Genomic DNA, 23,146 nt, shown 5'->3' with positions numbered 1-23,146 from the left:
CTCAATACTGGAAGGAGCAGGCAAAACGGAACCTATGAGCCGCATAGCCAGCATCATCACGGACATGTCAACCACGTCAAGATGGCCGTAAACTCATGTCCCTACCCCAAACCGCTACGGATAAATGAAAATTAATGCAATATCACTTACCAGCGTGCGCTGAGTGTATCGAAATTACCGGAATTCTCGTCTGGCCAAAGGGCATCTTTGACGGATAGCCAGTCGGGTCCGGACGCCCGCAAAGGGTGTAACCATCGTAAGCGCTTGATTTTCCGTTAATCATTTCCGACCCACGTCATGCCAACATCGCATGTCAGCCAGTCATGTTAGCGGTGTCAGTTAACGGCATTTTCTCTTTCGCCGCGATGCAACATCATTATACTGCAACGCACAAGAACACGGTTTCCGGCATCGACCAGGACCTTTTAAAGGGAGCGAACGTACAAGGCCCGAAATGTCGGTGGCATCCCGCCCCCGCTTCCAGCTTTGTGAGTATCGCTATGAAGAAGCTCTATTCCGCACTGATCCTCTCCGCCCTGGCACTTCTGGCCGCTGGTCAGTCCCAGGCTGCCCACCCCGCGCTGAAGCGCATCTGTGGTGAGGCTCCCGCCGCCCCGGAACTGGTGACCGGCAAGACCGCCACCAAGACCTCCATGGTCCAGGTCGCGGGCTCCGTCCGCGGCTTCGCCGATCAGTCGCTGGCCTACCTGTCCTGCCTGGACAGCCAGCCGGCCTCCACCTCCTACATGGCGCAGCCCTCCTTCCGGGCCCAGCTCTCAGCCTATCGTGATCAGGTGGCCGACCGTCTGGAAATGACTGTGAACGCCTATAATGCCGAGTTGCGCGAGTTCAAGGCGCAGCAGGAGCAGGTGGCGCAGAAGTAAGGTCCAATCCCTATTGGTCCTGGCAAAGGGGCGGGTGGCAACACCCGCCCCTTTTCATTTGCACGATGCCCGTTGCGCCAAACCCCCTCGCTGTGCCCCCTTACCAACGGTAAATACGTATGCGTCGCAGCGCAGCATGACTGCGCATACGTATGCGCCCCATACCCGTTCGGCGCGCCCGATTTTACGATAGGGGCCAGATAACAAGACAAGTATGTCCGGGGGGAACTTGATCATGAGTATGTCGGCAAGCGTGGTTCAGGCCGATGGAACGGCCGGGCCAGACCAGGGCGTTGCACGTCCCTGGTGGCAGGGTGCCGTCATCTATCAGGTCTATCCCCGCAGTTTCGCCGACAGCAATGGTGACGGGATCGGTGATCTGAAAGGCCTGCTCACCCATCTGGACCATGTCGCCGGCCTGGGCGCCGACGCTATCTGGATTTCACCTTTTTTCAAGTCACCCATGGATGATTTCGGATACGACATATCCGATCATTGCGATATCGATCCGATTTTTGGCACCATGGCTGACTGTGATGCCGTGATCGCGCGGGCCCATGAGCTGGGCCTGAAAATCATCATCGATCAGGTCTATTCCCACACTTCCATCCAGCATCGCTGGTTCCAGGAAAGCCGGCAGGACCGCACCAATCCCAAGGCGGACTGGTATGTCTGGCATGATGCCAAGCCGGACGGCACTCCGCCCAACAATTGGCAATCCGTGTTCGGCGGCCCGGCCTGGACATGGGATGCACGCCGGCGCCAGTATTACATGCATAATTTCCTGTCCAGCCAGCCGGACCTGAATCTGCATAACCCGGACGTGCAGGAAGCCATTAAGGGGGTGGCCCGGTTCTGGATGGATCGGGGCGTGGACGGGTTGCGTGTCGATGCCGCCAACTTCTTCATGCATGACCGGTCCCTGCGCGACAATCCGGTCAACAAGGAAGCGACGGCGCCCAAGCGCCCCTATGAATTCCAGCAGCAGATCCACAATATCTCCCAGCCGGAGAATCTGGTTTTTATCGAGGATCTGCGCGCGGTTCTGGACAGCTATCCCGACCGTTTCATGGTGGCGGAGATGGGGGAGGCGCCGTTCGACATGGTGGCGGACTATACGCTGCCGGGCAAACGCTGCCATTCCGCCTATAATTTTTCTTTCCTGTATCACAAGCAGTTGGATGCCGGCGTGCCGCGCCGGATCATCGGCGGCTGGAATCAGGCATCGGGCGGGGCCTGGCCATCCTGGACCTTCTCCAACCACGATGCGCCGCGCGCCGTCAGCCGCTGGGGCGGTGACACACCGCCGCCGGCCCTGGCCCGGTGCCTGAACACGCTGCTGGTCTGCCTGCCCGGTTCGGTCTTCCTATATTATGGGGAGGAACTGGGGCTGCCGCAGGCGCGTGTGGCGTTCGAGGATCTGGTCGATCCGGAGGCCCTGGCCAACTGGCCGCACACACTGGGCCGGGACGGCGCGCGCACCCCCATGCCCTGGGCCAAGGATGCCCCCAATGGCGGTTTTTCCACGGCCCGTCCGTGGCTGCCGGTCGATCCGCGCCACCTGTCACTGGCCGTGGATGTACAGGCCGCCGATCCGGCCAGCACCCTGTCGGTCACAAGCCGCCTGTTGGCGCGACGCCGGATTGAGCCGGCCCTGCGCTGGGGCGACATCCGTTTCCGCCCGCCCGCCGATCCGGTTCTGGCCTTTGAGCGCATCCACGAGGGCGGTGACCTGCTGGTGGTGGTCAATCTGTCGGGGGACAGTGCCGCGCATGGCCTGATCGACGCCGGCAACTGGGTGATGGTGGAAAGCGTCAATGGCGCCGACCTCTCTTCCTCGACCCTGCCCGCCTATGGCGCCCTCATCGCCCGACGCGGCTGATCACAAGGGGCGGAATTTGACCCTTGTCACGGGCGGCAAACGTCATCACAGGCCAAGCTGACGAATGTCGGCGCCCGGCGCTGAGGAGTGTGATAACAATTTATGCGCATTCCATGTTATGATGCCGTGATCGCAACCCGGAGGGCATCATGAACGTGTCGATTGGTCGCCATTGGGAAGAATTCGTGGATGACGCCGTAAAAAGCGGCCGCTATGGCTCCGCCAGCGAAGTCATCCGCGCGGGCCTGCGCCTGGTCGAAGAGCGGGAGGCCAAACTTCAGGCCCTGCGCGACACGTTGAATGCGTCGATTGAGCGGGGTGGACATGTTGGAGATGACGATCTGACAGCCATTCTTGAGAAGGAAGACGAAAAGCTGCGAAAGGCGGGATATTGATGCGCCGGCTCGTCTTCCTGAGCGCCGCGACCACCGATCTCACCCATATCCTGCACTATATCAGCAAAGAAAGCGGAAGCCGCGTGACCGCGCGCGCGTTTGTGGAGGCATTGCGGGGTCACTGTCGCAAACTGGCCAGCCTTCCGGGTACTTTGGGGCGGCCGCGACCGGACCTGCGCCCCGACATGCGCTCATCCCCCTTTCGGGGTCATGTGATCTTCTTCCGCTACATGGAAGACCGCCTGGAGGTGGTCAATATCCTGGATGCCCGCCGGGACATAGATGCCTTCTTCGACGAGGCGTGATTTCAGTCGTTGAGGAAGCGCAGCACCGCTTCATTGAACGGGTCCGGCGCCACCACATTCACCGCATGCCCGCCGAAATCGGTCAGCAACAGTTGCGCCACCGCCCCCAGGCCCTCGACCAGCCGCACGGAGCGGCTATAAGGCACCAGCAGATCATCCCTGGTCGCCACCACCAGGGTCGGCGCCTTCACCTCTGCCAGTCGTGTCTCGATATCGAACTCTCTCAGCGCCGCTATCCGACGTCGGATATTGTCCGTCCCCTGAAAATGGGCGATGGCGTGGGCTTCCTCCACCGCCAGCCTGTCGGCATTTTCCGCCATCCAGATCGCCGGATAAAGGAACAGCGGCTGCGCCTTCACAAACATCGGCACGCCGGATTTCTCCAGCAGTTCCAGACGCACATCAAAACAGCGGCCGGAATGGGGATCCGCCTTGCTCCAGGCATTGATCAGCACCAGTTTTTCCAGCCGTTGCGGCACCCGCAAGGCCAGATCCAGCCCGATCAATCCGCCCAGAGCGTGGCCCATCAGGCTGAAACGCTCCACACCCAGGCGGTCCGCGATTTCCAGCACATCATCGGCCATGGCGGTGATGCCGCCCTGTTCCGGCACCATGCCCCCGCTACGGCCCGTGCCACGATGGTCATAGGTGATGACGCGGAAATGCGGTGCCAGGGCCGGAAGCTGCGGCGCCCAATAGCCGCCGGACCCGCCCAGCCCCGATGAAAGGATCAGGACCGGGGCATCTTTATCCTTCCGGCCATGGATTTCCGCGAACATCACTTCTTCCCGATATGGGCGACGGTAGCGATCTCCACCAGCGCATCGGGCTTCACCAGCCCGCACTGGATGCAGTAACGCGCCGGCTTGTCACCGGGGAAATATTCGGCATAGACCTTGTTGACGGCCTGATAATTGGTCCAGTCGGTGATGAAGATGTGGTTCATGGTCACATCCTCCATGGTACCGCCCGCCGTTTCGATCACCGATTTGATGGTTTCCAGGACATGGCGCGTCTGCGCCCCGGCATCGCCGACATGGACCACGTCGTTGTTCTTGTCAAACGGCAGGGTGCCGGAGACATAGACGACACCATCGGCCAGCGTTCCCGGCGAATAGGGGGCGATGGGCTTCTGCGTGCCTTCGGGCACGATGATCTTTTTGGGCATGCATATTCCTCCGAGAAAAATCATGGGATCAATCCGTCAAGGGTGGACATGGACAGAGGCCAATTTCCCCTGACGGAACGCGGTTAGTTGGACTAAGGCACATGCACTGAAGCGACGTCAAACCTGTATGAACCGCCATCCTCATATACTCTCACAAACATAACAAGATCACTTGGGTTCTCTTCTGTCGTGGGCAAATAAACCCACACGATCCAGTAAATCTGCATATACATATAGAAAGACACCCCCCAAGATTGCTCTGTCGGTTTGACCAAAGCACCGCCATACTCTTCAATATTCCATATGAAGCGTGATTTATCTTCGTCCAATATATCAGAAACTGCTGGACATGCTTTACTGAACTCGAAGTCTTTGCTGATGATCCGTTCGACGATAAGAGAAAGTACATCCCTCCAGGCAGTAGGAACGGGAAGCTCCTGTTTCGTGTTCATAACTACGGGAATGTTGGCGTCCATGTCCTTGCGCTGCCATCATAGGAGTCAGAAGCCGCGCCTCAACATTCCGCCGGGGCGGCCTGCGAGATCACGCCACAGAAATCATCGACCGTGGCGACCCAGCCGAAGAATTTCTCCACATTATAGACGGTCGCCTTCTGGATGAAGTCGGGGCCCAGATGGTGGGTGGCGTCCTCCAGCATCACGCCGAAATATTCCAGATGGAAGGCGTCGCGCAGCGAGCTTTCCACGCAGACATTGGTGGCAATGCCGACAAAGACCAGATTGCGGATACCGCGCGCCCGCAACACACTGTCGACATTGGTGTTGAAGAAGCCGCTATAGCGGGTCTTGGGGATCAGGATGTCGCCTTGTTTCGGCTGCAACTCCTCAACGATGGCGTAATCCCAGGTGCCCTTGGCCAGCAGCTTGCCCTGCAGTTCCGGCCTGGCCCGCATGGTCTTCAGGGCGTTGGACTTGTGCCAGTTGGGCGAGCCTGGCCCCCCCGCCTCCACATAGTCCGGGTCCCAGCCATTCTGGAAATAGACGACCAGCACGCCTGCCGCCCGCGCCGCGTCCAGCGTGCGCTTGATATTGGCGATGGTGCCGCGCGCCCCGGAAATATCGAAACCGGCCAGATCGACATAGCCACCCTCGGTCGAATAGGCGTTCTGCATATCGACGACCATGACGGCTGTTTCCGCCGGGTTGAGCCGGATCGGTTCCGGCCGCGCCGGCAGGGTGACGGATTTTGAGCGTTGCGCCGGCGGCTCATACCCCGCCGTGCTCATGCCAACCCCTTGATATGCTGCCTGCATTTCATCAGGGGTTGGATGCGGGTGCCAAAATCCTCCACCCCCTTCACAAAATCATCGAAGGTCAGCAGCACGCCGCCCGTGCCGGGCACCGTCCGCACCTCATCCAGCAGGCGGGCCACCGTCTCATAGGACCCGACCAGCGTGCCCATATTGATGTTCACGGCCGATACCGGGTCGGCCATCTGTCGCACATTGGTATCGGACCCGGATTTGGTATCCGCGGCCCCCTGCACACCCAGCCAGGCGATGGCCTCCTGATCGGCGCCCGCCTTGTAGCTCTCCCATTTGGCGCGGGCCGCCTCGTCCGTCTCATCCGCGATGATCATGAACAGGACGTAGGAGGAAACCTCGCGCCCCGTCTTCTCCGCCGCCGTCCGCATACGCTCCACGGTGGGGGCAAAGGCGGTGGGTGTGTTCACCCCCATGCCGAAGCAGAAATTATAGTCGGCATATTGGGCGGAAAAGGCCATGCCGGCATTGGATGATCCGGCACAGATCAGCTTCACATCCGCCTGCGGCCGGGGCGACAGGCGGCAATCATCCATCTGGAAATACTTGCCTTTCAGGTCGCTGCGGCCCGTTCCCCACAATTCGCGCAGGATGGTGGCATATTCGGCCAGATAATCGTAGCGGTTGGCGAAATGCTCGTCCCCCGGCCACAGGCCCATCTGTGAATATTCCGGCCGCTGCCAGCCGGTGACCAGATTGACGCCAAACCGTCCGCCGGAAATGCTGTCGATGGTCGACGCCATGCGGGCCACGATGGCGGGCGGCATGACCAGTGTCGCGGCGGTCGCATAGATCTTGATGCGGCTGGTCACGGCGGCCAGACCCGACATCAGGGTGAAGCTTTCCAGGTTATGGTCCCAGAATTCCGTCTTGCCGCCGAACCCCCGCAACTTGATCATCGACAGCACGAAATCCAGCCCGTGCTTTTCCGCCGACAGGGTGATCTGTTTGTTCAGATCGAAGGTCGGCTTGTATTGCGGCGCATTTTCCGACAGCAGCCAGCCATTATTCCCGATGGGAATGAAAACACCGATCTCCATCCTGCCTCCCCTGAAAGGTGATGCCTGGGCCGAAACCCGGGAAAGCCTGACGGCGTCGCAGGTTTCGTGCCAAGAGCTTATCCATAGTGGAAATCAAGGCAATTCCCCGGCCCCAAACGTGACCGGTCGGGGTGAAGCGTAAACCCGTTACGGGGCATGTGCCAGGAAAAGAAGCGGATGCCTGACTTTTGGGCGGGTCCCTACCGATAGAGGTAGGTGTTCAACACATCCTGGGCGGGTGACAGGCGCAGGGCCTGGGACAGCAATTCGGCATCCAGGCCGCCGACAGCCGCTAAGCCATCGCCACCGATCAGCATCGGGGCACGGAACCATTCCACCCGGTCCACCAGACCGGCCTTCAGGAAAGCGGTGGCCACGCTTGGCCCCCCCTCCACCAGCAGGCGGGTGATCCCCTGCCCGGCCAGCGCGGTCAGGACCGCCTGGATCGGCAAATGTCCACCCTCGACGGCATCGACCTGCAGGATACGGACCCCCAGTGCCTCCAGCGCCGCCGCCTTTGCACCGTCCGCCCCGGTCCGCGTCACCACCCAGATGGGGGCCACGCTGGCGGCGCCCTGCACCAGCTTTGCCGTCACGGGCAGGCGCAGAGTGCTGTCCAGGACGACACGCACGGGGTTCGCCGCCTCCAGGCCGGGCAGACGGCAGGTCAGTTCCGGATCATCGGCCAGGGCCGTGCCGATCCCCACCAGGATGGCATCGTGATGGGCCCGCAGAAGATGGCCGCGTGCCCGGCTCTCCGGACCGGTGATCCACTGGCTGTGCCCGGCGGCCGTCGCCACCCGCGCATCCAGGCTGGTGGCCAGTTTCAAGGTGACGCCGGGCCGGCCCTTCACGATGCGGCAAATAAAACCCGCATTGACCTCCAACGCCTCTTCGGCGCACAGGCCGACATCGACCTGGATACCCGCCTGTCGCAGGCGCCGTATGCCGCCGCCCGACACGCGCGGGTCCGGGTCCTCACACGCCACGACGATGCGCGCCACCCCGGCCGCGATCAGCGCCTCAGAACAAGGCGGCGTCTTGCCGTGATGGTTGCAAGGCTCCAGGCTGACATAGACGGTGGCACCATGCGCATCATCGCCCGCCTGGGCCAAGGCCTGCGGCTCCCCATGGGGGCGGCCGCCGGGGGCGGTGACGCCCCGGCCCCGCACCATGCCATCCTTGACGACGATGCAGCCGACCGACGGGTTGGGCCAGACACGGCCCAGGTTGCGCCGGGCCAGCGCCAGCGCCGCTTGCATATGGCCGTGATCATCCGGGCTGAAAACAGGATCGGCGTCACTCACGCCGGGGCCTCCCCTCAATCATTATCCTCGGGGCGCAGCTTTTCAACGAACTCGTTGAAATCCGCAGCCTCACGGAAATCGCGATAGACAGAGGCGTAGCGGATATAGGCGACCTTATCGATCCCGGCCAGTTGGTTCATCACCATCTCACCGATCTGGGTGGAGGGGATTTCGGTTTCCCCGCTGCTTTCAAGCTGCCGGACGATGGAATTCACCACCCGGTCGACCCGGTCCGCATCCACCGGCCGCTTGCGCAGCGAAATGCGCATGGAACGCAAAAGCTTCTCGCGGTCGAAGGGTTCCTTCTGACCGGATGCCTTCACCACATAAAGCTCACGCAACTGCACCCGTTCGAAGGTGGTGAAGCGGGCACCGCAGGCCGGACAGAAACGGCGGCGGCGGATGGCGGAACCGTCATCGGTGGGGCGACTGTCCTTCACCTGGGTATCGTCATTCCCGCAGAACGGGCAGCGCATGTGAGCCCTCCGTGATTGTTATGGTTGCCTGTACAGAAACCCCGGTTCCGGCATGGGGCCGAAACCGGGGTTTGTCAATCATCAGAGCGTCGAATAGATCGGGAAGCGGCGGCACAGTTCCTGTACGCGTGCCCGCACCCGGCCCTCGGCCGCCGAATTGTCACCATTGCTGACCGCCAGCGCGTCCAGCACTTCCACGATCATGTCGCCGACCTGGGCGAATTCGGCCGTACCGAAGCCGCGGGTGGTGGCGGCCGGCGTGCCCAGGCGAACACCGGAGGTCACGAAAGGCTTTTCCGGATCGAACGGCACGCCGTTTTTGTTGCATGTCATGGCCGCGTTTTCCAGCGCATGCTCGGCCGCCTTGCCGGTCAGCTTCTTGGGACGCAGATCGACCAGCACGATATGGCTGTCGGTGCCGCCGGACACGATGTCCAGGCCGCCGGCGATCAGACGCTCCGCCAGCACCTTGGCGTTGGCGACGACGTTGGCGGCATAGGTCTTGAATTCCGGGCGCAGCGCCTCGCCGAAGGCCACGGCCTTGGCGGCGATGACATGCATCAGCGGGCCACCCTGCAGGCCCGGGAACACGGCGGAATTGATCTTCTTGCCCAGGTCCAGGTCGTTGGAGAGGATCATGCCGCCACGCGGACCGCGCAGGGTCTTGTGCGTGGTGGTGGTGACGACATGGGCATGCGGCAGCGGCGACGGATAGACACCGGCGGCGACCAGACCCGCATAATGGGCCATGTCCACCATCAGATAGGCGCCGACCTCATCCGCGATCTTGCGGAAGCGGGCAAAGTCGATCTGGCGCGGATAGGCGGAGCCGCCGGCGATGATCAGCTTCGGCTTGTGCTCGCGGGCCTTGGCCTCAACCTCATCATAGTCGATCAGGTTGGTGTCGCGGGTCACGCCATAGGACACGACCTTGAACCACTTGCCCGACTGGTTGGCGGGAGCCCCATGGGTCAGGTGACCGCCGGCGGCCAGATCCATGCCCATGAAGGTGTCGCCGGGCTGCAGCAGCGCCATGAACACGGCCTGGTTGGCCTGGGCGCCGGAATGCGGCTGGACATTTACATATTCACAGCCGAACAGCTTCTTGGCACGCTCAATGGCCAGCGTTTCGGCGACGTCCACGAACTCGCAACCGCCATAATAGCGCTTGCCCGAATAACCCTCGGCATATTTGTTGGTCAGGACGGAGCCCTGGGCCTCCAGCACGGCTGTGGAGACGATGTTTTCCGAGGCGATCAGTTCGATCTGATCCTGCTGCCGGCCCAGCTCCTGGCGGATGGCGGCGTAAAGATCGGGATCGGCATCGGCCAGGTTATCGGAGAAGAAACCCTGAATGCTCATGTTCGTCTGGTCCTCTGGTACCGGTCGGGCCTTGTCATTGATCGTGCAGTTCACCCCCCGAATGCGAGCATTCAAGGCGACCACACGTTCAGCCCAACATTGCGACACGGCGGGCATGTCGGCCGCCTTCGAATTCCGTGGAGAAGAAAGTGGCAACGCAATCCTTGGCCACTTCAACGCCGATGGTGCGCGCGCCCAGGCACAGCACATTGGCGTCATTATGCAGGCGGGTCAGCCGCGCTTCCGTCGGCGTGTGGCACAGGGCGGCACGCACATGGCGGTGGCGGTTGGCAGCGATCGAGATACCGATGCCGGTACCGCAGATCAGCACACCGAAGCTGGCACGCCCATCGGCCAGCGCGGCGGCGACGGCATCGGCAAAGCTGGGATAATCAACTGATTCCGGCCCGTTCGTCCCAAGATCCAGGACCGTATGGCCAGCGGCGCGAAGCTGGTCCGCCAGCACGGCCTTCAATTCCGGACTGGCATGGTCGCCAGCGATGGCGATGGTCTGAACGCCCATGTTTCCACCCTTATCCGGACATAAGGCCCGGCACCCTGGAATGCGGAAGCGATCCCATTGATAGGGGGTCGCCGACGCGGCAGACCCTAGCAGAAGTGTTGACGCCGCACCAGTTCCGCCCCCCGGCACGAAAGCAGCCCGGCCTTGCCGACGACGCGCGCCTTGCCACGCATCCCGCCGGTGAGTGGCAGTCGACATTCAATGAAAATAACCAATAAGGGTTTGCGGCCAATTGAAATAGCAACCTTCCGCTGAGGTCATCGACGCCGCCGGGGCATTTGGAAAGAAGAGGTGAAAGAGCTGGAAATTTACCGGATAATCCATACAAGACATGAATTGGCCTGCTCACTATCCCCTATTCGCCGTCCGGATCACCCAAGATGTGAGATCAGGGTGCCGCAGAAGCTTGAGGCTATGGGATTGATTTTACAATTCTTCCAAAGTAAAAATCGCTTCAGATTTTTATTACATATTGACAGTATGGTTAGCGCATGCCAATGACCCGGCCTTAGTTGGAAAACTGTTGGGGATCATCTGGGACAATGGAACATCATGAAAATGGAATTGCGGAAGCTGATCTGCTGCGCATGACCGCAACGATCGTTTCCGCCTATGTCGGGCAGAACACTCTGCAGGCGCAGCAATTGCCGGAAGTGATCAATTCAGTCTTTCATGCGCTGACGGGACTTCAGGGTGCCCCGGTTGAAACGCAGGCGGAGCCTGCGCGTCCCGCCGTGCCGATCAAGCGGTCGGTGACACCTGAATACATCATTTGTCTGGAAGATGGGAAAAAGCTGAAGATGCTGAAGCGGCATCTGCGCTCCACCTATGACATGACCCCCGACGAATACCGGACAAAGTGGGGCCTGCCGCCCGACTATCCGATGGTCGCCCCGAACTATGCGGCGCAGCGTTCCGAATTCGCCAAGCGGATCGGCCTGGGCCGTGGGGACACGCGGTCCGGCTCCCGCAACGATTGATCCTGATCCACCTTGATCGTGGCCGATGGTCACGATCAAGGCGCCCGCAAACACGCGCCGGTCCTTCAGGTTCTCATACCATCGGTCAAAATTCTTGACCGATGGTACGGCGGCGACTGCCGCCGCGCGGCCCCTGCCGCGTAGCCAAGGGCGCGGATGCGCCCGTCGGCGATTGAGGCGCACGAAAGCTTGACCATCGGTCATGATTTCGTGCCGCTAGTATAAGGCGCCGGGGGCCGTCAAAAACTAGGCTTGCCCTTTGCGTAAAACGTAATTCAGCTTGGCCAGGGCGTTACGAGCCAGCACGGTCTTGCCGGCGCTGGCGGGACCTTGAATGATGACCTCGGTATTGGTCACGGGGTCGATGGCACTGACACGGACGATGCTGCCGACCGGCTGGAACTCGATCAGCACATCCCGTTCACTGAGAGGCGGCCGCGCCATGGCACGCGCCAGGGTCAGTTGGGTCCGGACGGCACATAGGCGCCGTAGGACAGCGACGACGTCCAGAACCGTTCAAGCGTGCGCATCGTATCATTGGCGCGGCTCAGTTCCTCCGCCGACAGGCCGGACTTGTCCAGCGACTCCACCTGCCGTGAGAACAGGTCGGAGATGCGGTCACGCAGCTTCAGCCCCTTTTCCGACAGACGTACCCGCACAGACCGACGGTCATGGGTGGACCGTTCCTGCGCCAGATACCCGTTCTCGTGCATCTTCTTTACATTGTACGAGACGTTGGAGCCCAGATAGTACCCGCGCGCCGTCAATTCGCCGACCGTCAGTTCGTCATCGCCGATATTGTACAGGATCAGGCTCTGGACATTGTTGATGTCCTGCATACCCAACCGGTCCAGTTCGATCTTCAGGACTTCCAGGAAATGACGATGCAACCGCTCGATAAGCAGGATGCTGTCATAATAGGGTTGACGCAAGGCCATCTCCATCCATCACGGGGCGCCGAACGCGTGAAATAGAACGTCTGTAATGACGGCCTTTTATCACGATAAGGCCCTGTGACTAGACAAAAACCATACTCCCTTCGGATCGAAGGGCCGTAAAAGCAAAAATTTCCACACAATCGACCCTGCGGCAGACGGTGCGGATGACGTTCAGGCGGGCCGTCGCGCCCCCAGCTTGGCGCGGGCCATATTCAAGGAAACCGAAAGAGCCTGCCCGATCTGACCGCCATCGCCCTTGATATCGTCGCGCACGAGCACATGCATTGCATCGATATGCAGGCCGACCACCTGCAACTGGGCCACGGAGGGATTGGGTAGCGGAACCAGGAAATGGTTCAGGGAATTTGCGAAATCAGACAGCAGATCGTACCCGAAGGTCTTGCCCAGCGTCATGATCCCGTCGCTGATCTTGATCACCCGTTTCAGGTGGGCCGGCCGGTTTTCCGCATCGGTCATGGCACGGCGATAGGAATCCTGCAGTTCCGTCAGGTCGACGCGGGTCTGTGTCAGATGGGCGTCGGACATGCGCGCGACATGGGTGCTGGCACGCGCCAGGGCCGCCGGATCGATCATTCCCGGCTTGCCGTCAGCCGAACCGCCGACTTTCTCGCGCAGCTTGTTGGGCCGCTTGATGATCTCCACGCCCGGCACACGGGCCTCCGGCTTCAGGTTGTCGTTCATGCGCTCGCTGCCTGCCGCGCATCGGCAACTTCCGACACATCGGCATTCCCGTCAACATTCTCGACGGGATTCTCGCCCGAAACACCATGACTGTCGATAACCATATGCGCGCCTTCATCGACGACACGCACATCCTCCGGGCTCATCAGGCGACGATCGGGACCATCATGCGACAATGTCTGACGGCGCCGGTCCGGCCCGAAATAGCTGGGCGCCCGCACGAAGGCACGCGGCTTGTCGATAATGGCCAGCAGGCGGCTAGCCACATTGATCACCGACATGGGCTTGGCCAGATATTCCGTCACGCCGCTGTCACGGGCCAGGCGCACGGCGGCCTCGTCGGCCTCCCCACTCATCATCACCACGGGCAGGAAACGGATCTTGTCGCTTTCATGCTCCCGGACCCATTTCAGAAGCCCGATACCGTCCATCGGTTCCATCAAATGGTCGGCGAAGATGATATCCACGTCGCGGCCGGCGGCGCTGTCCATCTGGGCCGATACGTCGAGGATGGCCATCGCCTCCTCACCATTGTCGGCCTGCAGCACCTTGCCGATGCCCAGGGCCTTCAGGATGGTCACCATGATGGAGCGCACGAAACGGTTGTCGTCCGCCACCAGGATGGACAACCCGTCAAAGCGATAGAATTTTCCGCTCGAAGATGGCTTTGACATCGGCTCAGCAAGAGAGGGCAGAACGGTTCGGGGAAAACCGTGTTGTCACAGCTATCGCCAACCCAATGGCAAAATCAAGCACCGAAGGCCTCACCTAAAGCATAACTGAATGGGTTTTAAGTTCGTGCTCATTAAAATCTGTTGATATTTATATAGCGTTAACGGGTCGATCCATACAGGACATTTCATATCTGGTTGCATCCATCCGACATCGGCTGTAACCGCCGGGATAAAGTAAATGTACCGTTAACCAGAAAATGTCCTGCTTTTACTTAAAACGAACGAGATCGGAATCGCGAAGATGGCTGAAGGGCAGCGTTGGGCCGACAGCGTGAATGCTTGGGAAAACTGGGCCGACGGCATGGCCAGCCCGGCCGACCGCATCAACCGGCCCCTGCTTGACCTTGCCGGGGTGCAAAGCGGCCAGCATGTATTGGACGTCGCAGCCGGCGTGGGTGAACCGTCGCTATCCCTCAGTCAGATGCTGGGCGATGGCGGGTCGGTGGTGGCCAGCGATCTGGTCCCCGCCATGCTGGTGGCGCTGCGTCGGCGGGCGCGGGCCCATCTGCACCCGCCCCTGCCGGTTGCGGCGGACATGGGCGCCCTGCCCTTCGCCGACGGCATTTTCGACCGCGCCCTCTGCCGTTTCGGACTGATGTTTGTGCCCGACATCATCGCCGCCCTGGCCGAAATGCGCCGGGTCCTGCGGCCCGGCGGGGCGGCGGCCATCGCCGTCTGGGGTCCGCGGGCGGATAATACACTGTTCAACCGGCTGGGCATGCGGCTGGAAGCCGACTATGGCGCAACGGCCGTAAGGCTGCTGGCCCCCCTGTTCCGCTTCGCCGATCCGGCGGCCCTGCTGGCAGCGGCCGGACAGGCCGGCTTCACCAGTATCCGGCATGTACCTCTGTCCCTGCTTACCCCGGCACGGGCGGACCTGCCCTTCTGGCTGCCAACACTGGAGATGGCGTTCAGCCCGCTGCTGTCCGATCTGACGCCCGATGCGCGAGCAGCACTGCATGGCCGGATCGCGCGGGATTTCGCGGCGGATGCCGACGATACGGAACGGGTCCCTGTGGCGCTGTCCGTCCATCTCCTGCGCCTTGGAACATGATTAACGGGCCGAGATATATCGGACAGATGCATCACTTGACTATGTCGTGGCAATCTCTATCGTGCCGGAATTGTCAGACAGGTGTGTGATGATTGACGTAAAGACTTTGTGCCTGGGTGTGTTGAGCCGGGGAGACGCCTCTGGTTACGAAATCCGCAAGGAATTCGAAGAAGGCCCGCTCAGCCATTTCAGCGATGCCGGTTTCGGTTCCATCTATCCGGCGCTGAAGCGGCTGCTGGATGATGGGCAGATCACCATGCTGCCGCATAATGGTGACGGCCGCCCGGACAAGAAGCTGTACCGCATCACCCCGTCCGGCCGGCACGCGCTGTACCAGTCGCTGATCAAGACACCGTCGGCGGACAAGCTGCGCTCCGACCTGATGTTTATCCTCAGCTTCGGGCACCTTCTGCCGCCCCGCCACCTGGACCGGATCATCGGCGACCGGATCAGCGACTACCGCCACATGATCGCCACGCTGGAGGTTGAGGGCAGCACGGCTCATCGTACTCCCGGCGAACGATTCGTCGAGGGCATGGGTCTGGCCATCTACCGCGCCGTGGTCGGTTATCTGGAAGAGCATCGGCATGAACTGGTCGCCGCCGCCCTGATGGAAAGCCAGGTAGCGTAATATCAGGGGGCAAAACTTTTGACCCCTGATCTCCGCGCCGACAGGCGCGGCGGTGGCCCATGCCGCCGTACCATCGGTCAAGAATTTTGACCGATGGTATAAGCCCCGCCTATCGCATGACCGCACAGGTGCGGTCGCGGCACTGGACCAGCACGAAGGCATCCTTCGGGGTCGCGCAGCTGACCTTGTAGATGGTCTCTGCCATGCGGCCGGAAACCTGCTTCAAGACTTCCAGCTTGGTCACCTTACAATTGGCGGACTGCGCGGCCTCCCGTGCTTCCGCCTGCTGTGCCCCGGCGGGCGGGGTGACCAGCAGGGGCAGACACAGGGCGAGCGCCGCCGCCCGGCGTTTCATGGCTTCTTGCGCTGGGTGAAGGCCGCGGCCAGGGCCTTCAGATTGTCCGCCTGTTCCTGCCCGTCATCACGGGGGCTGGCGGGTGCGCCGCCGCCGCCGGTTCCCATGCGGGAGATGATGGCGTCCAGCATCTGCGGTGACAGTTTCTTCGGCCCCGCATTGGGGCGGGCGGCCCGCGCCACCCCCTGGCCAGGTGCAGGCGTGGCGGTCGTGATGGAACCGCCCCGCGCCACACGATCGACCGCACTGCCGGCAATGGCTTTCAGGAACGGCTTGCACAGACCGCGCAGCAATTGTTCGTCGTCCAGCGCCCAGGCGATCAACACGCGCTGCGCCTGGCTGCGGCTGCCCTGCGCCGCCTTCAATGCCTCGCGGATCTTGAGCGTGACATAGGTGTCGCTCATGGCCCGGTCCTCCGATGGATCAAGATGGACAGAGTAGCGAAGCCCCTGCCCGCACCCCAAGCAAAATCACAAGGCGGCCCGCACCTCTTCCGCATACGGCATCGCCGTTCCCGTGCCGATGCGGGTACAGGCGATGGAGGCTGCGACATTGGCGTAACGCATGGCGGCGGCCAGATCGTCGCCAGCCGCCAGCCGGGCAGACAGGCTGCCCACAAAACAATCCCCCGCCCCCGTGGTGTCGACGGCCACCACCTTGCGCCCCGGCACCAGCGTCTCCGCCTCCGCCGTCACGGCCAGGGCACCGCGCACGCCCAGCGTGGCGATCACGGTCTGGTCCGGACGGCGCAGCAGGCGCCGGGCGGCGGCCGCGATGTCCGATACCGGCGCATCGCCCGACAGTTCCACACCCGCGAAATGGCCCAGTTCCGTCTCGTTCACGACCAGAATGTCCGTATCGGTCCAGAGGCTGTCCGGCGCATCATCCAGCGCCGGCGCGGCGTTCAGCAGGGTGCGCGCACCGGCGGCACGCCCTTTGGCGAACAGGGCGGCAATGGTGGTGCGTGGCACCTCAAACTGGCTGACCAGAAGGTCGCCCGGCGCCAGGGCCAGTCCCTCGGCGTCAGCGGGGGCGATCTGCCGGTTGGCGGCGGGGATCACGACAATACGGTTCTCTGCCGTGGCATCGACCAGGATCAGGGCCGATCCCGTTGCCTCATCCTCCGACCGGCCGACATGGCTGGCCTCGATGCCTTTTTCCGCAAAGAACCCAAGGATACGGTCACCGAACATGTCGCGCCCCACCTTGCCCACGAACCGGACCGGCACACCCTGCTGTACCGCAGCCACGGCCTGGTTAAGGCCCTTGCCCCCCGGCATCAGTTGCACCGTCTCTCCGTTCACCGTCTCGCCCGCCCTGGGCGCGCGTTGCATGGTGGACAGGATGTCGTAATTGATGCTGCCGATGACGATGACCTGGGTCATGGGGCTTTCCCTCTCGTTGGAAAGCCCTTCCTAGACCGGAACCGCGCTTTTGTCACGGCCCCGGCCGGATCAGAGGCCCTTCACCACGACCTTCCTTGTCTCCGCCTGGGCCAGCCGGTTGCGCAGCGGCAGGCCGAACGGCGCCGCCTCCACTTCGAACCGGTCGCCGGGGCGGGTCGTGAAGCCGTCGCTGAAGGAAAGGGTGGCCGTGCCGAAATAATGCACATGGGCATCACCCGGCCGGCGGAACCCATCATACTTGAAGTGATGATATTCCAGGTTGGCCAGACTATGGGACATGTTGGCTTCCCCCGACAGGAACGGCTTTTCCCACACGGTCATGCCGTCGCGCACGATACGCGTCGTGCCCCGGATATCGGCCGGCAGGTCGCCCAGCAGCAGTTCCGGCCCGATGGCGCAGACGCGCAACTTGGAATGCGCCAGGTGGAGATAGTTCTGCCGCTCGGTCACATGGTCGGAAAATTCATTGCCCAGGGCATAGCCCAGCCGGAACACACTGCCATCGGGCCCCACGATGTACAGGCCCGCGATTTCCGGTTCCTCCCCGCCATCCAGGGCGAAGAAGGGGGAGACCAGATCGCCATCAGGGCGAGCCAGGATGGAGCCGTCGCCCTTGTAGAACCATTCCGGCTGCACGCCGATCTCTCCCTGTGCCGGTTTCCCACCCTCCAGGCCCAGCCGGAACATGCGCATCGAGTCGGTCTGCTTGGTCGGATCGGCCAGATCCCGATGCATCTTGTCCCGCCCCTCCGCCGAGCCCAGATGCGTCAGGCCGGTGCCGGCAACCAGCAGATGGGCATGATCGGGATGGTCCAGCGGCGACAGCACCCGGCCCCCCGCCAGGGCGGCGGCAAGGTCCACCTCCTCCCCCGTGGCCAGAGACGTGGCCAAGGACAGCAGATCGTCCCCGGCCGCGATGGCCCGCCACGCCAGATCATAGGTGGTCGCGACACCGGTCAGCCGCCGCCCCGGCCCATCATCCCGGCGCAGCGCCACGGCCCGTTCGCCTTGCATGTCCAGATATTGGGTCAAACGCCATGCCATAGGCTCGCTCCTGAGGATAATATGTTCCGGACAACGGGGCGCCGTCGGAGAGGGGTAATTGGCGCTGGACGTGGTGATATAATAATACTAATGCTTTTCCAAGCATGATTTGGCGATGCAGCCTCGGCAAGAAGGCGCCAGCACCGCCCGGGGATGGATAACGACAGAGGGTGCGATGAAAGGTTTCGCGACATGGGGGGCCATGGCCCTGATGCTGGCCGTCATGACGGGCTGCGGGGAGAAGGCAAGCACCGATAAGGCCGCCGACAAGACCGCGCCCGGCGGCCTGACCATCGGCTTCTCTCAGATCGGGTCTGAGTCCGGCTGGCGCGCGGCGGAAACCAAGCTGGCGCGCAGCGAGGCGGAAAAGCGCGGCATCACCCTGAAAGTCTCCGATGCCCAGCAACAGCAGGCCAACCAGATCAAGGCCGTCCGCTCCTTCATTGCCCAGGGCGTGGACGCCATCCTGCTGGCGCCTGTCATCTCCTCCGGGTGGGATGAAGTGCTGGGTGAAGCAAAGGCCGCCAACATTCCCGTCGTGTTGCTGGACCGTCTGATCGACACGGCCGACCCCAGCCTCTACCTGTCCTCCGTCACCTCCGACACGGTGGAGGAGGGGCGCGTGGCCGGCCGCTGGTTGGCGGAAAAGCTGGCGGGCCGCGACTGCCGCGTCGTGGAATTGCAGGGCACCATCGGCGCCAGTCTGGTTGCCAACCGCAAGAAGGGCTTCGAGGAAGGCATTGCCGGCCCCGGCAATATCCAGATCGTCCGCACCCAGTCCGGCGATTTCACGCGGGCCAAGGGCAAGGAGGTGATGGAGGGCTTCATCAAGGCCGAGGCGCCCGGCAGCATCTGCGCCGTCTATGCCCATAATGACGATATGATGATCGGCGCCATCCAGGCCATGAAGGAAGCGGGCCTGAAGCCGGGCAGCGACATCCTGGCCGTGTCCATCGACGGCGTGCCGGATATCTTCAAGGCCATGGCCGATGGTGATGCCAATGCCACCGTTGAACTCACGCCGAACATGGCGGGACCCGCCTATGACATGCTGACGGCGTACAAGAAGGACGGCACCGTCCCGCCGAAATGGGTGCAGACACCGTCGACCCTGTATCTGCCCGATACGGCCGCCGCCGAATATGAACGGCGCAAGGACCTGTACTGATGGGCGACACCGCTTCGATGGTGTTGGCGGTGCGCGGGCTGACACGGACCTTTCCGGGCGTGCGTGCCCTGGATGGCGTTGATCTGACCCTGCGCGCCGGGGAGATCCACGCCCTGCTGGGGGAGAACGGGGCCGGCAAATCGACCCTGATCAACCTGCTGACCGGGGCGCAGCCGATCGATGACGGCACCATCCACCTGGACGGCCGCGCCATCCGGCCGAAGAACCCGGCGGACGCGGCGGCAAACGGCATCGTCGCGGTGTACCAGGAGATAACCCTGCTGCCCAACCTGTCGGTGGCGGAGAATATCTATCTGGGACGCGAGCCGACACGTTTCGGGCTGGTCGACCGCGCCCGCATGCGGCGGGAGGGGTCCGCCCTTCTGGCGCGCTTCGGCCTGTCCATCGATCCGGCATTGCCGCTGTCCGCCTTCTCCACGGCCGTGCAGCAATTGATCGCCATCGCGCGGGCCGTGGACATGTCGGCCCGTGTCCTGATCCTGGACGAACCGACCGCCAGCCTGGACAGCGCCGAAGTGGCCGTGCTGTTCAGGCTGATGCGGGAACTGGCCGCGTCGGGGCTGGCCATCCTGTTCGTCACGCATTTCCTGGATCAGGTCTATACCGTCACGGACCGCATCACGGTGCTGCGCGGCGGGAAACTGGTGGGCGAGCGGCTGACGGCCGATCTGGCCCGCCTGGACCTTGTGGCCATGATGCTGGGCAGCCTGCCGGCCACGGAAAGCCATCTGCAGCGGCGCACGGCGGTCGCGCCGGGTGACATCGTTGTGCAGGTGACGGGTCTGGGCCGCCGCAACCTTGTATCCCCCTTCACGGCGGAAATCCGGCAGGCAGAGGTTCTGGGCGTGGCGGGGCTTTTGGGGTCAGGCCGCACGGAAACGGCCCTGCTTCTGTTCGGGGCGGTGCGGGCGGACACGGGCGGCGTGCTGGTTGATGGCAAACCGGTCACGCTGAAAGGGCCGCGCGATGCCATCCGCCTGGGTTTCGGCTTTTGTCCGGAAGACCGGAAACTGGATGGTATCGTGGCCGATCTGTCGGTCCGGGAAAATATCGTGCTGGCGCTGCAGGCCCGCCAGGGATGGTGGAAACGGGTGCCGCCGGCCCGCCAGCGGGCGCTGGCCGACGACTATATCCGGTTGCTGAACATCCGCACGCCCGATGCGGAAAAACCCATCCAGCTTCTGTCCGGCGGCAATCAGCAGAAGGCGCTGCTGGCCCGCTGGCTGGCCACGCGGCCGCGTCTGTTGATCCTGGACGAGCCGACACGCGGCATCGATGTCGGCGCGCATGCGGAGATCATTCTGTTGCTGGAAGAATTGCGGAACGACGGCATGGCGCTCTATGTCATCTCCTCGGAGATCGAAGAGGTAGCGGCCTATGCCGACCGTGTGCTGGTGATGCGGGAGCGCCGGCAGGCCGGCATGCTGACAGGGGCCGAGGTGACGCCCGCCGCCATCATCGACGCGATTGTCCGGCCGGTGGACGGTGAACCGTCGGGACGGGCGGCATGAATACGCCGGCCTGGTTCGCCGCCGCCCGTTCCCGCCTGTTGCTGCTGGCCATCGTGCTGCTGGCGAATGTCCTGGTCGCACCGGGTTTTCTTGAGGTGCGGCTGGTCGATGGGCGCCTGTTCGGCGGCATCATCGATATTCTGAACCGGGGTGCCCCCGTCATGCTGCTGGCCGTGGGCATGGCGCCCGTCATCGCCACGCGCGGCATCGACCTGTCGGTGGGCGCCGTCATGGCCATCGCCGGGGCCGTGGCTGCCGCGACCGTGAATGCGGGCCACGCCTGGCCCGTTGCCATTCTGGCCGCCTTGGGCACGGGTCTGGCCTGTGGCCTGTGGAACGGCGTGCTGGTCACGATCTTCCGCATGCAGCCCATCGTTGCCACCCTGATCCTGATGGTGGCTGGGCGCGGCATCGCACAGATGATCACGCAGGGCCGTGTCCTGACCTTCACCGATGCAGGCCTGGCGGGGGTCAGTTCGGCCAGTCTGCTGGGCCTGCCCCTGCCGGTCCTCCTTGCCCTGGCCGCCGCCATCGGCACCGGCCTGCTGGTGCGCGGCACGGCGCTGGGCCTGTTTATCGAATCGGTGGGCACAAGCCCGCGCGCCGCCCGGCTGGCCGGGGTTCCGGCGCCCGCGCTGCTGATCGGTGTCTATGTCTGGTCGGGCCTGATGGCGGCGTTGGCGGGATTGATCGCTACGGCCGACATACGCGGGGCGGATGCCAACAATGCCGGCCTCTGGCTGGAACTGGACGCCATCCTGGCCGTGGTCATCGGCGGCACCAGCCTGTATGGCGGCCGGTTCAGCATCGGATTGTCGGTGCTGGGCGCCCTCATCCTGCAGGGCATGCGCACCTGCATCCTGCGCTCCGGCTTGCCCCCTGAACTCAATCTGTTGCTGATGGCTGTGGTTGTTGCCCTGGTGCTGGTGGTGCAATCGCCGGCCTGCGGGCCGGTGCTGGCCCGGATGACGGCCCGGCTGACGCGGCGGGGGACGGCATGATGCGCCTTGATGCCCGCACCCTGCCCCTGCTGATCACCGTCGGCGTCTTCATCCTGCTCTATGCCGCCTGTGCCGTGCAGTTCCCCGCCATGCTGGGCACGCGCGTCATCGGTAACCTGCTGACGGACAACGCCTTTCTGGGCGTTCTGGCGGTCGGCATGACCTTTGTCATCCTGTCGGGCGGCATCGACCTGTCGGTGGGGGCCGTCATGGGCTTCACGACCGTGGCCCTGGCGGTGATGATCGAAGGGGCGGGCCTGCATCCGCTGGTGGCCTTCACCATCGTCCTGGCCGGCGGTGCGCTGTTCGGTTGCGGGGTTGGCGCCGCCATCCATTGGCTGAAGGCCCCGCCCTTCATCGTGACCCTGACGGCGATGTTCCTGGCGCGGGGGGCCGCCCTGCTTCTGTCCACCGACAGCATCCCCGTGCGGCACGGCTTCTATCAGACCTTGTCGGGCCTGTCGCTTTCGCTGCCCGGCGGCGGACGTCTGGGCCTGATCGCCCTGCTGATGCTGCTGGCCTTCCTGGCAGGCGGGGTGCTGCTGCATTTCACACGGGCAGGGCTGAAGGTCTATGCGCTGGGCGGCAACAGCCGCTTTGCCGGCCTGATGGGGATCGACACCGGCCGCACCACCATCCTGGTCTATGGGTTCTCCAGCACCATGGCCGGGCTCGCCGGCATCATCTTCTCGCTCTATACGCGTTCGGGCTATGCCCTGACCGGTGTCGGTGTGGAACTGGACGCCATCGCGGCCGTCGTCATTGGCGGCACACTTCTGTCCGGTGGCGTCGGCGGCATGGCGGGATCGCTGATCGGCGTGCTGATCCAGGGGCTGATCCTGACCTGGATCACCTTCGATGGCAGCCTGTCCTCCTGGTGGACGAAGATTGCCATCGGCATGCTTTTGTTCATATTCATCGGGCTGCAACGCCTGATCCTGCATTTCTCCGCTCCCACCGGGCGCACGGGGTAGACC

The 23,146-nt window shown here is 62.9% G+C and carries 28 protein-coding genes; 11 read left to right on the top strand and 17 right to left on the bottom strand.

Features of this window, described 5'->3' with window-relative positions; genetic code table 11:
• Window positions 1-500 precede the first annotated feature (500 nt).
• From KBA48_RS12665 to KBA48_RS12650, 4 genes are all read left to right on the top strand, one after another.
• Window positions 501-884, top strand: coding sequence for a hypothetical protein (locus tag KBA48_RS12665; protein WP_292906820.1), 384 nt, complete (start codon window positions 501-503; stop codon window positions 882-884).
• Window positions 885-1,119: 235 nt separating this feature from the next.
• The gene (locus tag KBA48_RS12660) at window positions 1,120-2,766 is read left to right on the top strand and encodes an alpha-glucosidase family protein (protein ID WP_292906818.1); all 1,647 of its coding nucleotides are present in this window, start codon (window positions 1,120-1,122) and stop codon (window positions 2,764-2,766) included.
• A gap of 149 nt (window positions 2,767-2,915) precedes the next feature.
• The gene (locus KBA48_RS12655) at window positions 2,916-3,161 is read left to right on the top strand and encodes a type II toxin-antitoxin system ParD family antitoxin (protein WP_292906816.1); all 246 of its coding nucleotides are present in this window, start codon (window positions 2,916-2,918) and stop codon (window positions 3,159-3,161) included.
• Window positions 3,161-3,466, top strand: coding sequence for a type II toxin-antitoxin system RelE/ParE family toxin (locus tag KBA48_RS12650; RefSeq protein WP_292906814.1), 306 nt, complete (start codon window positions 3,161-3,163; stop codon window positions 3,464-3,466). The genes KBA48_RS12655 and KBA48_RS12650 overlap by 1 nt, the downstream gene beginning before the upstream one ends.
• 2 nt (window positions 3,467-3,468) lie before the next feature.
• Here the strand turns inward: KBA48_RS12650 and rutD are convergent, their stop codons facing one another.
• The 9 genes from rutD to rpiB all read right to left on the bottom strand — a co-directional run bounded on the left by rutD (window position 3,469) and on the right by rpiB (window position 10,624).
• Window positions 3,469-4,245 carry a pyrimidine utilization protein D gene (gene rutD / locus KBA48_RS12645; RefSeq protein ID WP_292906812.1) on the bottom strand — a complete coding sequence of 259 codons (777 nt, stop codon included), beginning with the start codon at window positions 4,243-4,245 and terminating at the stop codon, window positions 3,469-3,471.
• On the bottom strand, window positions 4,245-4,634 hold the full coding sequence (rutC, locus tag KBA48_RS12640) for a pyrimidine utilization protein C (protein ID WP_292906810.1): 390 nt from the start codon (window positions 4,632-4,634) through the stop codon (window positions 4,245-4,247). Before rutC ends, rutD begins: the two co-directional genes overlap by 1 nt.
• A gap of 92 nt (window positions 4,635-4,726) precedes the next feature.
• Window positions 4,727-5,110, bottom strand: coding sequence for a hypothetical protein (locus tag KBA48_RS12635; protein WP_292906808.1), 384 nt, complete (start codon window positions 5,108-5,110; stop codon window positions 4,727-4,729).
• Window positions 5,111-5,148: 38 nt separating this feature from the next.
• Window positions 5,149-5,880 carry a pyrimidine utilization protein B gene (rutB, locus tag KBA48_RS12630; RefSeq protein WP_292906806.1) on the bottom strand — a complete coding sequence of 244 codons (732 nt, stop codon included), beginning with the start codon at window positions 5,878-5,880 and terminating at the stop codon, window positions 5,149-5,151.
• Window positions 5,877-6,956 carry a pyrimidine utilization protein A gene (rutA, locus tag KBA48_RS12625; RefSeq protein ID WP_292906804.1) on the bottom strand — a complete coding sequence of 360 codons (1,080 nt, stop codon included), beginning with the start codon at window positions 6,954-6,956 and terminating at the stop codon, window positions 5,877-5,879. The genes rutB and rutA overlap by 4 nt, the downstream gene beginning before the upstream one ends.
• 200 nt (window positions 6,957-7,156) lie before the next feature.
• Entirely contained in the window at window positions 7,157-8,263 is a 1,107-nt protein-coding gene (gene ribD, locus KBA48_RS12620; RefSeq protein WP_367273835.1) for a bifunctional diaminohydroxyphosphoribosylaminopyrimidine deaminase/5-amino-6-(5-phosphoribosylamino)uracil reductase RibD, read from the bottom strand.
• A 14-nt stretch (window positions 8,264-8,277) separates the two neighbouring features.
• Window positions 8,278-8,739, bottom strand: a complete 462-nt coding sequence (gene nrdR, locus KBA48_RS12615) for a transcriptional regulator NrdR (RefSeq protein WP_292906802.1) — start codon at window positions 8,737-8,739, stop codon at window positions 8,278-8,280.
• A gap of 81 nt (window positions 8,740-8,820) precedes the next feature.
• Window positions 8,821-10,101, bottom strand: a complete 1,281-nt coding sequence (gene glyA, locus KBA48_RS12610; protein WP_292906800.1) for a serine hydroxymethyltransferase — start codon at window positions 10,099-10,101, stop codon at window positions 8,821-8,823.
• Between the two features lie 88 nt (window positions 10,102-10,189).
• Window positions 10,190-10,624 carry a ribose 5-phosphate isomerase B gene (rpiB, locus tag KBA48_RS12605; protein ID WP_292906798.1) on the bottom strand — a complete coding sequence of 145 codons (435 nt, stop codon included), beginning with the start codon at window positions 10,622-10,624 and terminating at the stop codon, window positions 10,190-10,192.
• Window positions 10,625-11,166: 542 nt separating this feature from the next.
• On the opposite strand from rpiB, the gene KBA48_RS12600 reads away from it, so the two are divergent.
• Window positions 11,167-11,604 (top strand): MucR family transcriptional regulator, encoded by a 438-nt coding sequence (locus tag KBA48_RS12600; RefSeq protein WP_292906796.1) that lies wholly within the window; start codon window positions 11,167-11,169, stop codon window positions 11,602-11,604.
• A gap of 246 nt (window positions 11,605-11,850) precedes the next feature.
• On the opposite strand, the gene KBA48_RS12595 is transcribed toward KBA48_RS12600, so the two are convergent.
• From KBA48_RS12595 to KBA48_RS12580, 4 genes are all read right to left on the bottom strand, one after another.
• Window positions 11,851-12,048 (bottom strand): hypothetical protein, encoded by a 198-nt coding sequence (locus KBA48_RS12595; RefSeq protein WP_292906794.1) that lies wholly within the window; start codon window positions 12,046-12,048, stop codon window positions 11,851-11,853.
• A 14-nt stretch (window positions 12,049-12,062) separates the two neighbouring features.
• Window positions 12,063-12,536 carry a MarR family winged helix-turn-helix transcriptional regulator gene (locus tag KBA48_RS12590; RefSeq protein WP_292906792.1) on the bottom strand — a complete coding sequence of 158 codons (474 nt, stop codon included), beginning with the start codon at window positions 12,534-12,536 and terminating at the stop codon, window positions 12,063-12,065.
• Between the two features lie 177 nt (window positions 12,537-12,713).
• Window positions 12,714-13,244, bottom strand: a complete 531-nt coding sequence (locus KBA48_RS12585) for a hypothetical protein (protein WP_292906790.1) — start codon at window positions 13,242-13,244, stop codon at window positions 12,714-12,716.
• On the bottom strand, window positions 13,241-13,918 hold the full coding sequence (locus tag KBA48_RS12580; protein WP_292906788.1) for a response regulator: 678 nt from the start codon (window positions 13,916-13,918) through the stop codon (window positions 13,241-13,243). Before KBA48_RS12580 ends, KBA48_RS12585 begins: the two co-directional genes overlap by 4 nt.
• A gap of 301 nt (window positions 13,919-14,219) precedes the next feature.
• Between KBA48_RS12580 and KBA48_RS12575 the strand changes: the two genes are divergently transcribed.
• Together KBA48_RS12575 and KBA48_RS12570 are read left to right on the top strand one after the other, a co-directional pair.
• A complete protein-coding gene (locus KBA48_RS12575) occupies window positions 14,220-15,032 on the top strand; it encodes a methyltransferase domain-containing protein (RefSeq protein WP_292906786.1) in 813 nt (270 codons plus the stop codon).
• An 88-nt stretch (window positions 15,033-15,120) separates the two neighbouring features.
• Complete coding sequence (locus tag KBA48_RS12570; protein ID WP_292906784.1) at window positions 15,121-15,663, top strand: PadR family transcriptional regulator; 543 nt, start codon at window positions 15,121-15,123, stop codon at window positions 15,661-15,663.
• A gap of 109 nt (window positions 15,664-15,772) precedes the next feature.
• On the opposite strand, the gene KBA48_RS12565 is transcribed toward KBA48_RS12570, so the two are convergent.
• From KBA48_RS12565 to araD1, 4 genes are all read right to left on the bottom strand, one after another.
• A complete protein-coding gene (locus KBA48_RS12565) occupies window positions 15,773-16,018 on the bottom strand; it encodes a hypothetical protein (protein WP_292906782.1) in 246 nt (81 codons plus the stop codon).
• Window positions 16,015-16,422: a hypothetical protein gene (locus KBA48_RS12560; protein WP_292906780.1), complete on the bottom strand. Its 408-nt coding sequence runs from the start codon at window positions 16,420-16,422 to the stop codon at window positions 16,015-16,017. Before KBA48_RS12560 ends, KBA48_RS12565 begins: the two co-directional genes overlap by 4 nt.
• A gap of 66 nt (window positions 16,423-16,488) precedes the next feature.
• A complete protein-coding gene (locus KBA48_RS12555; protein ID WP_292906778.1) occupies window positions 16,489-17,403 on the bottom strand; it encodes a ribokinase in 915 nt (304 codons plus the stop codon).
• Between the two features lie 69 nt (window positions 17,404-17,472).
• Window positions 17,473-18,468 carry an AraD1 family protein gene (gene araD1 / locus KBA48_RS12550; protein WP_292906776.1) on the bottom strand — a complete coding sequence of 332 codons (996 nt, stop codon included), beginning with the start codon at window positions 18,466-18,468 and terminating at the stop codon, window positions 17,473-17,475.
• A gap of 175 nt (window positions 18,469-18,643) precedes the next feature.
• Here araD1 and ytfQ point away from each other — a divergent pair, with 175 nt between their 5' ends.
• Genes ytfQ through yjfF form a run of 4 tightly spaced genes read left to right on the top strand, consistent with a single transcriptional unit; the run spans window position 18,644 to window position 23,143 of the window.
• Window positions 18,644-19,636 (top strand): galactofuranose ABC transporter, galactofuranose-binding protein YtfQ, encoded by a 993-nt coding sequence (gene ytfQ / locus KBA48_RS12545; protein ID WP_292906774.1) that lies wholly within the window; start codon window positions 18,644-18,646, stop codon window positions 19,634-19,636.
• Complete coding sequence (locus tag KBA48_RS12540; protein WP_292906772.1) at window positions 19,636-21,168, top strand: sugar ABC transporter ATP-binding protein; 1,533 nt, start codon at window positions 19,636-19,638, stop codon at window positions 21,166-21,168. Before ytfQ ends, KBA48_RS12540 begins: the two co-directional genes overlap by 1 nt.
• On the top strand, window positions 21,165-22,169 hold the full coding sequence (locus KBA48_RS12535) for an ABC transporter permease (protein ID WP_292906770.1): 1,005 nt from the start codon (window positions 21,165-21,167) through the stop codon (window positions 22,167-22,169). The genes KBA48_RS12540 and KBA48_RS12535 overlap by 4 nt, the downstream gene beginning before the upstream one ends.
• Entirely contained in the window at window positions 22,166-23,143 is a 978-nt protein-coding gene (gene yjfF, locus KBA48_RS12530) for a galactofuranose ABC transporter, permease protein YjfF (protein WP_292906768.1), read from the top strand. The genes KBA48_RS12535 and yjfF overlap by 4 nt, the downstream gene beginning before the upstream one ends.
• The last annotated feature ends 3 nt before the right edge of the window (window positions 23,144-23,146 follow it).

It is taken from the genome of Niveispirillum sp. (assembly GCF_017996735.1).
In the GTDB taxonomy this organism is placed as follows: Bacteria; Pseudomonadota; Alphaproteobacteria; order Azospirillales; family Azospirillaceae; genus Niveispirillum.
Note: the sequence above shows the minus strand (reverse complement) of the source record. Positions and strands in the feature narration are given on the sequence as shown.